This is a genomic window from Streptomyces katrae, assembly GCF_002028425.1.
In the GTDB taxonomy this organism is placed as follows: domain Bacteria; phylum Actinomycetota; class Actinomycetes; order Streptomycetales; family Streptomycetaceae; genus Streptomyces; species Streptomyces katrae_A.
On record NZ_CP020042.1, the window covers coordinates 6,857,814 to 6,873,493 of the forward strand.

At 74.4% G+C, this 15,680-nt stretch carries 13 protein-coding genes and 1 pseudogene; 9 read left to right on the forward strand and 5 right to left on the reverse strand.

Annotated elements, in window-relative coordinates; translation table 11 throughout:
* Positions 1-4: 4 nt before the first annotated feature.
* Positions 5-889, forward strand: a complete 885-nt coding sequence (locus tag B4U46_RS31075) for an FAD binding domain-containing protein (RefSeq protein ID WP_079430938.1) — start codon at positions 5-7, stop codon at positions 887-889.
* Positions 890-893: 4 nt separating this feature from the next.
* On the opposite strand, the gene B4U46_RS31080 is transcribed toward B4U46_RS31075, so the two are convergent.
* Entirely contained in the window at positions 894-2,585 is a 1,692-nt protein-coding gene (locus B4U46_RS31080) for an AMP-binding protein (protein ID WP_237293390.1), read from the reverse strand.
* Between the two features lie 95 nt (positions 2,586-2,680).
* On the opposite strand from B4U46_RS31080, the gene B4U46_RS31085 reads away from it, so the two are divergent.
* From B4U46_RS31085 to B4U46_RS31100, 4 genes are all read left to right on the forward strand, one after another.
* Positions 2,681-3,307 (forward strand): alpha-ketoglutarate-dependent dioxygenase AlkB, encoded by a 627-nt coding sequence (locus B4U46_RS31085; protein WP_079430940.1) that lies wholly within the window; start codon positions 2,681-2,683, stop codon positions 3,305-3,307.
* A gap of 4 nt (positions 3,308-3,311) precedes the next feature.
* Positions 3,312-4,268, forward strand: coding sequence for a tellurite resistance/C4-dicarboxylate transporter family protein (locus tag B4U46_RS31090; RefSeq protein ID WP_079430941.1), 957 nt, complete (start codon positions 3,312-3,314; stop codon positions 4,266-4,268).
* A 127-nt stretch (positions 4,269-4,395) separates the two neighbouring features.
* The gene (locus tag B4U46_RS31095; protein WP_079430942.1) at positions 4,396-5,613 is read left to right on the forward strand and encodes an RNA ligase; all 1,218 of its coding nucleotides are present in this window, start codon (positions 4,396-4,398) and stop codon (positions 5,611-5,613) included.
* 4 nt (positions 5,614-5,617) lie between these two features.
* Positions 5,618-6,547: an AAA family ATPase gene (locus B4U46_RS31100; protein ID WP_237293189.1), complete on the forward strand. Its 930-nt coding sequence runs from the start codon at positions 5,618-5,620 to the stop codon at positions 6,545-6,547.
* A gap of 84 nt (positions 6,548-6,631) precedes the next feature.
* Here the strand turns inward: B4U46_RS31100 and B4U46_RS31105 are convergent, their stop codons facing one another.
* Positions 6,632-7,147 (reverse strand): hypothetical protein, encoded by a 516-nt coding sequence (locus B4U46_RS31105; RefSeq protein ID WP_079430943.1) that lies wholly within the window; start codon positions 7,145-7,147, stop codon positions 6,632-6,634.
* A gap of 228 nt (positions 7,148-7,375) precedes the next feature.
* Here B4U46_RS31105 and B4U46_RS31110 point away from each other — a divergent pair, with 228 nt between their 5' ends.
* Both B4U46_RS31110 and B4U46_RS31115 read left to right on the forward strand, forming a co-directional pair.
* Positions 7,376-7,756 carry a YbjQ family protein gene (locus B4U46_RS31110; RefSeq protein WP_079430944.1) on the forward strand — a complete coding sequence of 127 codons (381 nt, stop codon included), beginning with the start codon at positions 7,376-7,378 and terminating at the stop codon, positions 7,754-7,756.
* A gap of 141 nt (positions 7,757-7,897) precedes the next feature.
* Positions 7,898-11,344, forward strand: coding sequence for an endo-alpha-N-acetylgalactosaminidase family protein (locus B4U46_RS31115; RefSeq protein ID WP_079430945.1), 3,447 nt, complete (start codon positions 7,898-7,900; stop codon positions 11,342-11,344).
* A gap of 42 nt (positions 11,345-11,386) precedes the next feature.
* Here the strand turns inward: B4U46_RS31115 and B4U46_RS31120 are convergent, their stop codons facing one another.
* Positions 11,387-11,986, reverse strand: a complete 600-nt coding sequence (locus B4U46_RS31120) for a short chain dehydrogenase (RefSeq protein WP_079430946.1) — start codon at positions 11,984-11,986, stop codon at positions 11,387-11,389.
* Between the two features lie 113 nt (positions 11,987-12,099).
* Between B4U46_RS31120 and B4U46_RS31125 the strand changes: the two genes are divergently transcribed.
* Both B4U46_RS31125 and B4U46_RS31130 read left to right on the forward strand, forming a co-directional pair.
* Positions 12,100-12,966, forward strand: coding sequence for a LysR family transcriptional regulator (locus B4U46_RS31125; protein WP_079430947.1), 867 nt, complete (start codon positions 12,100-12,102; stop codon positions 12,964-12,966).
* Between the two features lie 190 nt (positions 12,967-13,156).
* Entirely contained in the window at positions 13,157-13,792 is a 636-nt protein-coding gene (locus B4U46_RS31130) for a class I SAM-dependent methyltransferase (RefSeq protein ID WP_079430948.1), read from the forward strand.
* On the opposite strand, the pseudogene B4U46_RS31135 reads toward B4U46_RS31130, so the two are convergent.
* Together B4U46_RS31135 and B4U46_RS31140 are read right to left on the reverse strand one after the other, a co-directional pair.
* Positions 13,787-14,599, reverse strand: a pseudogene (locus B4U46_RS31135) (helix-turn-helix domain-containing protein); the annotation flags it as partial. The gene B4U46_RS31130 and the pseudogene B4U46_RS31135 sit on opposite strands and share 6 nt — an antisense overlap.
* A 122-nt stretch (positions 14,600-14,721) precedes the next feature.
* A complete protein-coding gene (locus B4U46_RS31140) occupies positions 14,722-15,678 on the reverse strand; it encodes a DMT family transporter (protein ID WP_079430949.1) in 957 nt (318 codons plus the stop codon).
* Between the last annotated feature and the right edge of the window lie 2 nt (positions 15,679-15,680).

Here is a 15,680-nt window from a genome sequence, read left to right on the forward strand (position 1 = left end):
GGACATGGAATTCCTTCGCCCCGCGCAGTGGCGGGAGGCGCTCGCCGCCAAGGCGGAACACCCGTCGGCCGTGCCGATCGCCGGAGGCACCGATGTGATGGTCGAGATCAACTTCGACCTCCGCAGGCCCGAGTACCTCCTGGACCTCAACCGGATCGCCCTCCTCCAGGCATGGGAGACCGACGGGGACGCCGTCCGCCTGGGCGCCTGCGTCCCCTACACCCGGATCATCGAGGAGCTTCGCGGCCCCCTGCCCGGCCTCGCGCTCGCCTCGCGCACCGTCGCCTCCCCGCAGATCCGCAACCGCGGCAGCGTCGGCGGCAACCTGGGCTGCGCCTCGCCCGCCGGGGACGCCCACCCGGCGCTGCTCGCCGCCGGCGCCGAGGTCGAGGCCGAGTCCGTACGCGGCACGCGCATGATCCCGGTCGACGCGTTCTACACCGGTGTCAAACGCAACGCCCTCGCCCCCGACGAACTGATCAAGACCATCCGCGTCCCCGTCGCCGACGGCCCCCAGCAGTTCTCCAAGGTGGGCACCCGCAACGCGATGGTCATCGCCGTGTGCGCCTTCGGCCTGGCCCTCCACCCGCGCACCCGCTCGGTCCGCACCGGCATCGGCTCGGCCGCCCCCACCCCGGTCCGGGCCCGCGCCGCCGAGGAGTTCCTGGAGGCGGTGCTGGCGGAGGAGGGCCTCTGGGACTCCCGTACGGCCCTCGGCCCCTCGGTGGTGAAGCAGTTCGGCGACCTCGCGGCCGCCTCCTGCAACCCCATCGACGACGTCCGCGGCACCGCGCGGTACCGCCGCCACGCGGTCGGCGTCATGGCCCGCCGCCAGCTCCTGTGGACCTGGGACGAGTTCCGCGCCGACCGCTCCCGCTACTCCTGCTAGCTCCTCAGCCCTGCTCCAGCAGGCGGGTGGCCATCGCGCGCATCTCCACCTTGCGGATCTTGCCCGTGACGGTCATGGGGAACTCGTCCACCACGTGCACGTAGCGCGGGATCTTGAAGTGGGCGAGCCGGCCTTCGCAGTACGCGCGCACCGACTCGGCGGTCAGCGGCTCGGCCCCCTCCCGCATCCGCACCCAGGCCATCAGCTCCTCCCCGTACTTGGCGTCGGGGACGCCGACGACCTGGACGTCGAGGACGTCCGGGTGGGCGTGCAGGAACTCCTCGATCTCGCGCGGGTAGAGGTTCTCACCGCCCCGGATCACCATGTCCTTGATCCGCCCGGTGATGCTCAGGTAGCCGTCGGCGTCCATGACCGCGAGGTCGCCGGTGTGCATCCAGCCCTCCCGGTCCACGGCCTCGGCGGTCTTGTCCGGCTCCCCCCAGTAACCGATCATCACCGAGTAGCCGCGGGTGCACAGCTCGCCCGGGGTGCCGCGGGGGACCGTCCGGCCCGTCGCCGGATCCACCACCTTGACCTCCAGGTGCGGGCCCACCCGCCCGACGGTGGAAACCCGCCGCTCGACCGAGTCGTCCGCGCGGGTCTGCGTGGACACCGGCGAGGTCTCCGTCATGCCGTAACAGATGGACACTTCGGTCATCCCCATCCGCTCGATGACCTCGTTCATCACCTCCACCGGGCACGGCGAGCCCGCCATGATCCCCGTCCGCAGGCTCGACAGGTCGTAGCCGTCGAAGCCGGGCGCGGCCAGCTCGGCGATGAACATGGTGGGCACCCCGTACAACGAGGTGCAGGCCTCTGCCTCGACCGCCGCCAGGGTGGCGCCCGGGTCGAAGGACGGCGCCGGGATCACCATCGCCGCGCCGTGGCTCGTGCAGGCCAGTGCGCCCATGACCATGCCGAAGCAGTGGTAGAAGGGCACCGGTACGCACACCCGGTCCGCCTCGGTGTAGCCGCACAGCTCGCCCACGAAGAACCCGTTGTTGAGGATGTTGCGGTGGGAGAGGGTGGCGCCCTTCGGGAAGCCCGTGGTGCCCGAGGTGTACTGGATGTTGATCGGGTCGTCCGGGTGCAGGCCCGCCCGGGCCCGCGCCAGCACCGCGGGATCCCCGTGGCGCCCGCGCTCCAGCAGGGACTCCCACTGCGGCCCGTCGAACAGGACCGTGAACTCCAGGTCGGGGCAGCGGGGCCGGACCTCCTCGACCATCCCCGCGTAGTCGGAGGCCTTGAAGCGCTCCGCCGCGACCAGCAGCCGGATCCCGGACTGGTTCAGCACGTACTCCAGCTCGTGCGAGCGGTACGCCGGGTTGACCGTGACCAGGATGGCCCCGATCTTCGCGGTGGCGTACTGCACGAGCGTCCACTCGCCGCGGTTGGGCGCCCAGATGCCGACGCGGTCCCCCTGGACGATCCCGAGGTCCAGCAGCCCGAGGGCGAGGGCGTCCACGTCGGCGGCCAGCTCCCGGTAGGTCCAGCGGCGGCCCGCGGCCACGTCCACGAGGGCGTCGCGGCCGGGGAAGGTCCGCGCGGTCCGGTCGAGGTTGTCCCCGATCGTCTCCTCCAGGAGCGGGACCTCCGTGCTCCCGGAAGCAGAACTCGACGCGACGGACACACGTACCTCCTGGGCGGATGGCCGGGACGGCGGGAACGCCCGGCTGGTGGCCCGGCGCCCGCCCATGATCGCCTCCCCGGGCCCGTCCCGCCAGATCCCCACCCGGTATTCACGCGCCGGTAAATCGAGCATCCGTTCGAGTGGAGGGGTAGGCTGGAACCATGCACGCACTCCAGGGCTCCCTCTTCGACCAGACCGACGAGATCCGCCTCGGCCCCCTCTCGCCGCTGGAGCGCACCGGACTCGGGGCCGGGGCCTGGGTCGACCGGCTCCCCGGCTGGCTGACCGGAGCCGACGCCCTGTTCGAACACCTCGCCGCCGAGGTGCCCTGGCGCGCCGAGCGGCGCCAGATGTACGAGCGCGAGGTGGAGGTGCCCCGGCTGCTGGCCTTCTACGGGGCCGGCGACCCCCTGCCGCACCCCGTCCTCACCGAGGCCCGCGAGAGACTCGGCGCCCACTACGCCCCCGAACTCGGCGAACCCTTCGTCACCGCCGGGCTCTGCCTCTACCGCGACGGCCGCGACAGCGTCGCCTGGCACGGCGACCGCCACGGCCGCTCCGCCACCGAGGACACCCTCGTCGCGATCCTCTCCGTCGGCGACCCCCGCGACCTCGTCCTGCGCCCCCGCGACGGCGGCCCCACCCTGCTGCGCCTCCCCCTCGGCCACGGCGACCTCGTCGTGATGGGCGGCTCCTGCCAGCGCACCATGGAGCACGCCGTCCCCAAGACGGCACGCGCCGTCGGGCCCCGCATCAGCGTCCAGTTCCGCACCCGCGGCGTACTGTGAGGCCATGCGCAGCCGGAGCCCCCTGCGGAACCGGTGGGCCGACCTCCCACCCGCCGCGGGCGGAGCCGTCATGGCCGCCGGGATCCTCTCCGCCGGCCTGGAACTGACCGGCCACAGCCTCCTCTCCCTCGCCGCGCTGGCCGTCTCCGCCGCCCTCTGGCTGTTCCTGGCCGCCGACTTCACCGTCCGGCTCGCCGAAGACCGGGGCCGCTTCCGCGCCGACGCCGACACCCCGGCCGCCCTCACCGCCGTCGCCGCCACCACCGTCCTCGGAACCCGGCTGTCCCAGCTCGGCCGGCAGGACGCGGCCGCCGCCCTGCTGGTCCTGGCCGCCCTGCTCTGGCCCGGGCTGCTCCTGTCCGTCGTACGGCACTGGCGGCGCCGGATGCCCGGAGTGGTCTTCCTCGGCTGCGTCGCCACCCAGGGCCTCGCCGTCCTGTCGGCGGCGCTCGCCGCCGTCCACGGCCTCGACTGGCTCGCCGCCGCCGCGCTGGCCTGCTTCTGCCTGGGCGTCCTGCTGTACGTCCTCGCCCTGCGGCGCTTCGACTTCCGCGAGGTGCTCCGGGGAGCGGGCGACCACTGGGTCGCGGGCGGCTCCCTGGCCATCACCGCCCTCGCCGGGGCCAGGCTCACGGCCTCGCCCGTGGGGGCCGCCGGCCCGGTGCACACGGCCCTGCGCGCCGCCACCCTGACCGCCCTCGGCCTCTCGCTCGTCTGGTACGCCGTCCTGCTCGTCGCCGAGGTCCGCAGCCCCCGCCCCCGCTACGACATCCGGCGCTGGTCCACGGTCTTCCCCCTCGGCATGACCGCCACCGCCTGCCTCACCATCGCCGCCACCACCGGCCCCGAACGGCTCCGCCCGCTGGGGGAGGTGCTGCTGTGGATCGCGGTCGCCGCCTGGGCCCTCACGTCCGCCGCCTTCCTGCTCTCGCGCCGCCCGGGCCGCCGCGGGTCCGCCTGACGCCGCGGCCCCTCCGCTCGCCGCGGCCGTGTCACAGCCCCGCTACAGGCCGGTGACCAGTCCTAATTGAGTACCGGCAGGCCCCTCCCGCACGTGAGAATGAGCCGTCTCGAACCGGGAGGAACCCATGAGCCAGGACCGCCTGACTCTCCATGACCTGCTGCCCGCACAGGCACTTGCGGAAGCCGTCGACGCCGGGTACGTGACCCGCAAGCGGCACCCCGAACTGCCGCTGTCCATCTACACGTACACGCGCACCGCGCAGTACGAGCAGGTCTGGAACCAGGTCACCGTGCGCTGCCGCGGCCTCGTCGCCGACGACGCCACGGGAGCCGTCGTCGCGCTGCCGCTGCCGAAGTTCTTCAACGTCGGCGAGCACGCATCGGGCCGGCCGTACGCCCCCGCCCTGCCCGACGAGCCGTTCGAGGTCTACGACAAGGTCGACGGCAGCCTCGCCGTCGTCTTCCACTACGCGGGCCGCTGGCACGTCGCCTCCAAGGGCTCCTTCGTCAGCACCCAGGCCTCCTGGGCGCAGCGCCGCCTCGACGCCTGCGACACCGGGGCGCTCGTCCCCGGCACCACCTACCTCGCCGAGATCCTGTACCCGCAGAACCGGATCGTCGTCGACTACGGCGACCGCCGGGACCTCGTCCTGCTCGCGGCCTTCGGCCCGACCGGGGCCGAGGTGCCGCTCGCCGAGGCCGCCGCCCACTGGGAGGGCATCGGTTCCGTGGTCCGGGTGTGGCCCGCCATGCCGCTGTCCGAACTCCTCGCGCTGACCGAGTCCAACACCCTGCCCGGCGGCGCCTCCGCGACCGGCATGGACGCCGAGGGCTTCGTCCTGCGGTTCGCCTCCGGCGTCCGCGCCAAGGCCAAGCTCTCCGAGTACGTACGCCTGCACAAGCTGCTCACCGGCGTCACCGAGCGGGACGTCTGGCGCAGCCACGGCATCCAGCGCTTCGCGGGGACCTCCGCCAAGCGCCTCGCCCAGGGCCTGGGCCTCTCCCTCGCCGAACTCGGCGGCATCCGCTCCCGGGGCGGCCGGCCCCTGGACGCGCTGCTGGAGCAGGTGCCCGACGAGTTCGACACCTGGGTGCGCGAGGTGATCGCGGGCCTGGAGGAGGAGTTCGAGCGCCGGGAGCGGGCCGTCGACGAGACCTACAAGCGGTTCGAGCACCTGGCGGACGACCGGGGCGCCTTCGCCCGCGCCGTGCGCGAGATCCCCGACGGCGACCTGCGGGCCGCCATGTTCATGCGGCTCGACGGCCGCACCACCGAGCTCGTCACCTGGCGGGCCGTACGGCCGGCGACGGCCGATCCCTTCACCACCGACGAGGAGAACTGACACCGTGTCCGAAGAGCCCGAACTCCCCGTGGTCCACGTCATGACGGGGTTGCCGGCCTCGGGCAAGACCACCGCCGCCCGCGCCCTCCAGGCCGAGGCCGCCGGCCGGATCCGCCGGGTCAACCTCGACGACCTGCGGGCCATGCTCGACGTGCCCGACCCGGAGCGGCGCCGCTCGTACCGGCACGAGCAGACCGTGCTCGCCGTCCAGGACGCCGCGGTCGCCGCGGCCGTCGCCGACGGCTTCGACGTGGTCGTCGACAACACCCACCTGACCTCGCACATCCCCAAGCGGCTCAAGGCGGCGGTGGCCGGCCGGGCCCGGTTCGTCGTGCACGACTTCACGGACGTGCCCGTGGAGGAGTGCCTGCGCCGGGACGCCGCGCGGGAGCGGCCGGTGGGCGAGGAGATCATCCGGATCCTGGCCGACAAGCACGCCAAGGCCCGCAAGGGCGGCTGGCGGCTGACCGCCGAATGGCTCAACGACCAGCCGCCGGTACGGCCGTACGTCGCGGACCCGGCGCTGCCGGACGCCGTGATGTGCGACATCGACGGGACGCTGGCCCTCACCGGGGACCGGGGCCCGTACGACTTCTCGCGCTGCGAGACCGACCTGCTGAACGAGCCGGTGCGGCACGCCCTGGAGGCGTTCCGGCGCGCGGGGGACCGGCTCGTGCTGCTGTCGGGGCGCAGCGAGGAGCACCGGCCGCAGACCGAGTCCTGGCTGCGGGCGCACGAAGTGCCGTACGACGAACTGTGGATGCGCGCGGCGGGGGACACGCGCCGCGACGACGTGGTCAAGGCCGAGCTGTTCGACGCGCACGTGCGCGAGCGCTACGCGGTCCGGGTGTCGCTCGACGACCGGGACCGGGTGGTCGCCATCTGGCGCCGGATGGGCCTGCCCACCTGGCAGGTCAACTACGGGGACTTCTGACGCGGGACCCCGCGCACGCCGCCGCGCACGCCGGCAGGGGAGCGGCGTGCGCGGCGGGCCGGGACGTGGGGCCCGGGAGCGCGGTCAGTCGCGGCACCAGCGGACGCGCTTGAGGTCCTTGACGTAGCGGGCCGAGACCCAGTCGTGCTCGTAGCCGTCGCGGTCCTTGCCGATGCGGGCCTTCTTGCGGCCCTCTCCGTCGGTGCCGTCCGCCCAGTCGTCGCGGTCGTCGCGGTCGTCGTCACCCGGGTCGATGAGGTACCACAGGTCGTTCCCGGCGACGTTCTCACCGCGCGTCTTGCACTTCAGGGCGAGCGTCTCGTGCGGGTACACCTTGTACTGCAGGTGCGAGTGGGTGGTCGGCTTGCTGCGCACGCTCAGCGGACCGCGCGAGACGACCTTCCCCAGGGAGTAGTGGTGGCTGCCGTAGCCGTCCTCGTCGTAGTCGTCGTGGCCGTCCCTCCCGTCCCCGGGAGCGTGGTGCCGGGCCGTGCCCTGGGCCGCCGGGCCCTGGTCCGCGACGGCGGCGCCCCCGCCGACCAGGCCGAGCGCCAGGCTTCCGGCGGCCAGGGCGAGGATGGTCCTGGTGGGCTTGAGCATGTGCGGCTCCTCTGGAAAAGACTCCCGCCCCGGCCGCGATGCGCGGAGGGGCGCGGCGGCCCGGCGGCCGCCAGGGACGACTATGACCAGGGGGACCGCGCGGGCTCCCGGCGGCGCGCCGCTGTTTAGCCCGATATGCCCAACCTGTCCCCGGGCTGTGGGGTCGGTCCGCGCGGCGGGACGGCCCAGCGGATGCGGGGGGCAGCGCCCGGAGCCACAGTGGGGCGCATGGGTATCGAAGACTACGGCGGCGGCCCCGGCGCCCAGCAGACCGGAGTCCTGGTCGTCACGACCAACGACGTGCCCGGCTACCGGGTCGAGCAGGTCATCGGGGAGGTGTTCGGGCTCACCGTGCGCTCCCGGCACCTCGGCAGTCAGATCGGCGCCGGTCTGAAGTCCATGATCGGCGGCGAGCTGAAGGGCCTCACCAAGACCCTGGTGCAGACCCGCAACCAGGCCATGGACCGGCTCATCGAACAGGCCAGGGCGCGCGGCGCCAACGCCGTGCTGATGATGCGCTTCGACGTCACGGACGCGGCCGACGTCGGGACCGAGGTGTGCGCGTACGGCACGGCCGTCGTCCTGGTGCCCGCCGGGACCGACCGGTAAGTCCAGGAGGCGGCGGCGGTTTGTCCATGGGCCCGGGCGCCCGGGGTCCGCAAGCTGGCAGGCCAGTGAGCGGACCGCCGCGCTCCGCAGGGAGTCGTGCGGTCTTCCCGTACGTGCCAAGCGCCGACTCCCGGAGGCCCGATGCGCACCCCCCTCTGGCCGGCCGCAGCCGCGGTGTCCGGTCTCCTCGCCGCCCTCTTGGCGCCCTGGCCGGCCGCGGCGGTCCCGGCCGCGGCGGCACCCGTGACGATCACCTCACCCGAGCTGTCCGTCCGCGTGGACCCCGCCTTCCCCCGCGTCCTCGACTACACCCGGCGCGCGACCGGGGACGTGCTCCACGGCAACGAGGACCCCCTGAGCTCCGTCCTCGTCAACGGCACCGCGTACACCCCCGCCGTCACCTCCACCCCCTCCGCCTCCGGGGTGGACTACGCGATGGCCTTCTCCGGGGTGACCGTCCGGTCCCGGATCTCGGTGACGGGCTCGGTCGTGGAGTTCCGGGTCACCGCCGTCGAGGACACCCCCGCCCTGCGCGTGCACAGCTTCGAGATCCCGGAGCACACCCTCGTCAGCGTCCGCAGCGACCAGCCGGGAGCCGCGCTGGCCACCGCCACGATGCACACCGCCACCACCGGCACCGGCGACACCTTCACACCGGTCACCGCCTCCACCCCGGTGGACCCCGCCGCGACGACCGTGATGTACGGGCTCCTGAGCACGGGCCGGCTGGCCGCCGCCATCGCCTCCAACTCCCTCTACGACACCCCCTCCGGCGGCACCGCCCGCGACAACGGCCGGATCGGCAAACGGGTGACCGACCACGGCTCCTACCGCCGGGCCGGGCTGTGGAGCGGGGCCTGGCTCTACCGGGCCCAGGGCGCCGCCGACACCGACACCGAACCGCTGCCCTACGTCCGGGTCGCCGTCACCGGCGACCGCAACGCCGACTCGGTGGTCGACTGGCAGGACGCCGCCGTGGCCTACCGGGACATCTGGACCCCGCCCACCGGCTGGCAGGACACCGCCCGCCGGGTGGTCCAGCGGATCCCGTTCAACTTCGCCTCCCAGGCCACCCACCCCTTCGCCCAGACCCTCGACGAGACCAAGCGGGTCAGCCTCGCCACCGACGGCCTCGGCCAGTTCGTCCTGCTCAAGGGCTACGCCTCCGAGGGCCACGACTCCGCGCACATGGACTACAAGAACATCGGCGCCAAACTCGGCGGCGCCGAGGGCCTGAACGCCCTCACCACCGCCGGCCACGCCTACAACGCCGACTTCGGCGTGCACGTCAACGCCACCGAGGAGTACCCGGTCTCCGCCACCTTCGACCCCGCCCACCAGAGCGGCGGCCTCGGCTGGGACTGGCTCGACCAGTCCTACTACGTCGACACCCGCAAGGACGGCCAGTCGGGCGGGCGGCTCAAGCGCCTGGCGGACCTCAAGGCGGCCGCGCCCGGCCTCGACTTCCTCTACGTCGACGTCTGGTACGGCGACGGCTACGTCTCCCGCAAGCTCCAGCGCGAGGTCTCCGGCCTCGGCCTCCAGCTCGCCACCGAGTTCCCGAACACCCTCACCGAGCAGTCCCTGTGGCACCACTGGGCGGCCGACGTCGACTACGGCGGCAGCGACCTCAAGGGCGTGAACTCCACCATCGCCCGGTTCATCGCCAACCACGCCAAGGACGACTGGATCGCCCGCCACCCCCTCCTCGGCGGCGCCGAACTCACCGCCTACGAGGGCTGGCAGGGCAAGGCGGACTACCCCGCCTTCCTGAACACCACCTTCGGCACCGACCTGCCGACCAAGTACCTCCAGCAGTCCCCGATCGTGAAGTGGACCGCCGACACCATCACCCTCGCCGACGGCACCTCCGTCACCGACGCGGGGGGCACCCGCCGCATCACCACCGGCGGCCGCACCGTCCTCGACGGTTCCGCCTACCTGCTCCCGCGCGACGGCAAGCTCTACCACTGGAACGACACCGGCGGCCCCACCACCTGGACGCTGCCCGACGGCTGGCGCAGCCCCACCCTCTACCGGCTCACCGACACCGGCCGGCAGCTCGTCGGACCCCTGACCCCGGGAGCCGGAAACCGGGTCACCATCGACGCCGCCGCCCGGACCGCGTACGTGGTCACCGACGGCGCCGCCCCCGCGCAGCCCGACCCCCGCTGGGGCGAGGGCACCCCGGTAGCGGACCCCTCCTTCAACTCCGGCGATCTCGCGGCCTGGACCGTCACCGGGGCCGGCGCCGCCGTCACCCGCAACGACCGCGGCCAGAACGAGCTCACCTTCGCCCCGCAGACCGCCCCGGCCGTCTCCCAGCGGCTCACCGGCCTGAGCCCCGGCACCTACGCGGCCTCCGTCTGGGTCTCCACCCCGGCCGGCCGGGCCGCCACCCTCGCCGTCACCCCGGCGGGCGCCGCCGGCCCGGAATCCGTGTACGCCGACTCCTCCCCGCTGGCCGACGCTCTGGGCGGCAGCGAGAAGAACGGCACCACCATGCAGCGGATGAAGGTGCTCTTCGACGTCCCGGCCGGAGCGTCCACCGCCCTCCTCACGCTGTCCGCCGCCACCGGACCCGGCACGGTCCGGCTGGACGACGTACGCGTGGTGCGCTCCGCCCGCACCCCGCTGAACGGGCACACCTACGCCGAGGACTTCGAGAACGTGGACGCCGGCTGGGGCCCCTTCGCCTTCGGCGGCGCCGGCGGACCGGCCACCGACCCCCGTACGCACATCGCCCAGCGCAACGCCCCCTACACCCAGGCCGGCTGGAACGGAAAACTCGTCGACGACGTGATCGGCGGACAGAACTCCCTCAAATCGCACGAGGAACGCCCCGGCCTGGTCTACCGCACCCTCCCGCAGACCCTCCGGCTCACCCCGGGGCACGCCTACCGGGTCGGCTTCCGCTACGAGAACGGCTTCGCCGGGGACTACCGGTTCGTCACCGGCTCCGGCTCGGCGGAGACCGCCACCGCCCTCGGCCAGGCCCGCACGGCCACCGCCTTCACCCAGACCTTCACCGCCGGCGCCGACGCCTGGATCGGCGTCCGCAAGGTCAGCGCCGAGGACTCCCACAACGAGGCCGACCTCGTCCTCGACGACCTCACCGTGGACGACCTCGGCCCGGCCGGAGGCGGCGAACTCCTCGTCCCGCAGAACAAGATGAGGGTCAGCGCCGTCGACAGCCAGGAGACGGCGGGGGAGAACGGCAGCGCCGCGAACGTCCTCGACGGCAAGCCCGCCACCATCTGGCACACCCAGTGGTACGCGGCCACCGCGCCGATGCCGCACGAGATCACCCTCGACCTCGGCGCCTCCTACCCCGTCTCGGCCCTGCACGTCCTGCCCCGCCAGACGCAGAGCAACGGGCGCATCGCCGACTATCAGGTGTTCACCTCCGCCGACGGGGTCACCTGGGGCCCGGCCGCCGCCTCCGGGACCTGGCCCGACGGTACGGCCCAGCAGGACGCTGCCTTCACCCCCCGGGCCGCCCGCTACGTGAAGCTCCGGGCCACGCGGGAGGTGAACGGCAACCCCTGGACCTCGGTGGCCGAGCTCAACGTCGGCTACCGGCCCTGAGGCCCGGGCCCGCCTCACCCGTCCCGCCTCGCCGGGCCCGCCTCAGTGGAGCCGGTAGACCTGCCCCGTCTGCGCGCCCTCGACCGACCGCACGTAGGCCGCCGCCGCCCGGGCCGCGGGGACGGCCTCCATCCCGGCGAAGAAGGGACCGTAGGCGGGCAGGGACTCCTCCAGCACCGTCGGGCTCACCGCGTTGATCCGCTGCGGCGGCAGCTCGATCGCCGCCGCGCGCACGAAGGCCTCCACCGCGCCGTTCGCCGCCGAGGCGGCCGCCCCGGCCACGATCGGCTGCTCCGTGAGGATGCCGCTGACCAGGGTGAACGAGCCGGTCGGGGCCACGTGCCGGGCACCCTGGCGGACCAGTTCGACCTGGCTCAGCGCCTTGCCGCGCAGCGTCGCCCCGAAGTCGTCGGCGCTCAGCTCGGACAGCGGGCGGAACACCGCGTCACCCGCCGCGACCGCCACCGCGTCCAGCGGGCCCGCCTCGGCGTACAGGCGGGCCACCTGCTCCGGGTCCGTGACGTCGGCCACCAGGTCGCCGCCGGAGCGGCCCACCGCGACCACCTCGTGCCCGCGCCCCGCGAGCGCCTTGTGCACCGCGGTGCCCAGCGTGCCGCCCGCGCCGACCAGCAGAATCCTCATCCCGACCTCCGGAGATCCGTCGCCCGGGGGAACCTCCCCCGCACACCTCCGACGTTATGGACCGCGCCGCCCGTCCGGAAATGCCGTCTGGGCAGCGACTATGCTCCACAGGCATGGACGATGTGGAACTGCGGCACCTCCGGGCCCTGGACGCCGTGGCCGAAGCGGGCACGATCACCGCCGCCGCGGCCCGCCTGCACATGACACAGCCGGCCCTCTCCCGGACCCTGGCCCAGCTGGAGGCCCGCGTCGGCGTCCGGCTGGTGGACCGCTCGTCCCGGCACCTGGCCCTCACCGAGGCCGGCAGCACCCTGCTGGGACACGGCCGCGCCATCCTCTCCCGCCTGGAAGCCGCCCTCGCCGACACCCGGGCGGTTTCCCGCCCGCTGCGGCTCGGCTACACGTGCGCCGTGCTCGGGCAGCAGACCGTACCGCTGCTGCGCAACTGGCGCCGGACCCACCCCGGCACCCCGCTCGACGTGGTCCGGCGCGACAACGGCACCGCGGGCCTGGCCACCGGCGAGACCGACGTCGCCGTGCTGCGCACCCTCCCCGGTGACCCGCGCATCCGCAGCGAGGCCCTCTACACGGAGGACCGGGTCGCCGCCCTCCCCGACGACCACCCGCTCGCCGGCCGGGACGCCGTCCTGCTGGCCGAACTCACCGCCGCCCCGCAACTGCCCCTGGCCGTATGGCCCGAGGCCGGCACCGCCTCCCCGGAGCTGTGGCCGCCGCAGGCCCGCCCCGCCCGGACGGTGGAGGTCGGCAACGTCGACGAGTGGCTGAACCTCATCGCCACCGGCGGCGCCTTCGGGCTCGCGGCGGCCGGCACCGCCGAGAGCCACGGCCACCCGGGCGTCCGCTTCCTCCCGGTCTCCGACGCCCCGCCGGCCACCGTCTACGTCTCCTACCCGCACCACCCGACGCACCCGGGGACACCCGAGTTCCTGACGGCGGTCCGGGAGGCGGTCTCCGGCTGACGCCCTCCCCGCCTCCCCGGCTTCCTCCTCCCCGGGTTCCTCTCCCGGGTTTCCTCCGTCCCGGGTTCCTCCTCCCGGATTTCCGCGGTCCCGGATTTCGACGTTCCCCGGTACGGGCGGCTCGCGCGGCGGCATCCTGCGCCGAGAGGCCCGGAAGCACCGGGGAGGACGATGAGAGGCAGGCCGCACGATGACGGGTCGCAAGACCGCCGCAGAGGTGTTCGACGCGCTCGCGGGGCGCTACGAGGAGGCCTTCGGTACCATCCCCGCGCAGCGGGAGGCCCTGGAATGGCTCACCGGGCGGCTGCCCCGGGGCGCCCGTGTGCTCGACGTCGGCAGCGGCACGGGCCGCCCCACCGCCGAGACCCTGGCCCGCGCGGGCTGCGCCGTGACCGGCATCGACGTCTCGGCGGAGATGGTCGCCCTCGCGCGTTCCCGGGTCCCCGGTGCCCGTTTCGAACAGGCCGACGTCCGCACGTACGCACCGCCCGGAGCCGGGGGCTTCGACGCGGTCTGCGCCTTCTTCCCGCTGCTGATGATGGACCAGCGGGAGGTCGCCGCCTCACTGGAGCGGCTGGCCTCCTGGACCGCGCCCGGCGGCTACCTCGTCGTCGCCACGGTCCCCGGCGACATCGACGCCCTCGACATCGAGTTCATGGGCCACCGGGTCGCCGTCAGCAGCCTCTCGGCCGAGGAGTACCTGCACCGGATCGAGGCCGCCGGGCTGGAGGTCCTGCACCACGAGACCACCCTCTACCACCCCGCCGGCGGGCTCGCCGACCCGGAGGAACACCTCTTCTGCTACGCCCGGCGGCCCGTGGCCTGAGACCCCCACCGCCTGCTGGGCACGGAACCGCACCGGGGGCATGCCCACCCGGCGGCTGAACAGCCGGCTGAAGTAGGCGGGGTCCTCGTACCCGACCCGCCGGGCTATCCCCGCCACCGGCAGATCGGTCCGGGCCAGCAGCTCCTTGGCCCGGCTCACCCGGATCCCGAGCAGGTACTCCTTGACCCCCTCGCCGGTGCTGCGCCGCACCGCCCCGCGCAGCTCCGGCAGGGGCATGCCCAGCCGTGCGGCGTGCTCGGCCACCGAGATCGGCAGCAGCGCGTCCCGGGCCAGCGCGTCCACCACCGCCTCCCCGTCCCGGGACACCTCCGCCCGGGCGTAGCGCAGCGCCACCAGCAGCCCGTGCACCTGCGCCGCGGCCTCCACCTCCAGCAGCGGCCCGCCGCGCCGGGCGGCCCGCGCGATCCCGTCGACCACGTGCCGCACGCCGGTGGTCCCGCTCAGCGGCACCACGGGCCGGTCCGGGGTGATGTACCCGAGGTCGGTGTACGCGCCGACGGCGGCGCCCGTGAAATCGACGAAGCACTCGTCCCAGCCGCCGCCCTCCGGGTCGGGGGCGTAGTGGTGCTCGACCCCCGGCACCAGCCACAGCAGGGCGGGCGCGGCCACCGGCTGCGGCGCCCGCCCGCCGTGGCCGAACCAGCCGCGGCCCCGGGTGAGGACGACGGCCACGTGGTGGTCGAGGACCCGGGGCCCGACCACCGGCAGCGCCCCCTGCTGCACGCCCACCCCCAGGCAGACCAGGCCGAGCCGGCGGTGGACCGGGGCGGGGGAGAAGTACCGCATCCAGCTGCTGTACGCGGGCTGCCGGCCCGGGGGAGTGCGCGGCTGCGTCGGCATCTGCGGATTGTGATCCACGACGACGCCCCCATCAAGAGGCCGCCGCAGGCCCATCGGGCCCGGGCCGTTCAGAAGCCGGCCGGCTTCGGGCCGACGCGCAGCCCCGCCGTCAGCCCGGCGATCACCACCACCAGGCCCAGCCACACCGCCGGGCCGGGCACCCCGCCGCCCGTCAGCGCCCCCGCCCCGGCCGCCGCGAGCGGGGCGACCCCCGTCAGCAGCCCCGCCCGGCCGGAGCCCACGGCCGCCACCGTGCGGTACCAGAGCAGGAACGCCACCGCCGTGACCAGTACCGCGAGGTAGCCCACCGCCGCCCACTGCGCCGCCCCCAGCTCCGTCACCGCGGACGGCGGCTCCGTGCACACTGCCAGCCCCGCCAGCATCACGGCTCCCATCCACACGGCGTGCACGGACACCCCCCACGCCCCGTGCCTCCCCAGCACCGGCACCGCGAGCAGGGTGAACCCCGTCTCGCAGCCCAGCGCCAGCGCGGCCCAGCCCACCCCGGCGGCGTCCGTGCGCCCGCTCCCCTCGACCAGCGCCGCCCCCGCGACCACCACCGGCGCCGCCAGCAGCACCCGGCGGCTGGGCCGGCGCCCCTCCAGCAGGGGGCCGACCACCCCGAGCAGGACCGGAGCGGACGCCATGGCCACGGCGATCACCGCCGGCTCGGCATGCGCGACCCCCCGTACGACGGCCACGTTGAACAGCACCAGACCGGTCGCCGCGATCCCCGCCAGCCACAGCCACTCCCGCCCCCGGGGACGCAGCAGCGGGACCCCGGTGGCCCGCGCCAGGAGGACGAGGATCAGCGCCGCGGCCGCGTAGCGCGCCGCCTGGGCGGTGAACAGCGGGGCCTCGGCCAGGGACCGCGAGACGGTGACGCTGCTGCCGACCAGGACCATGGCGGCCACGCCCGGCGCCAGCTCGCGGACGGAGACGGGGAGGAGGGACGGGCGTACCGGCGGGGCGGAACGCGAGGGAGAGGGGGAGGGAGACGTGGAAGGAGGGGTGGAGGCGCTCATAC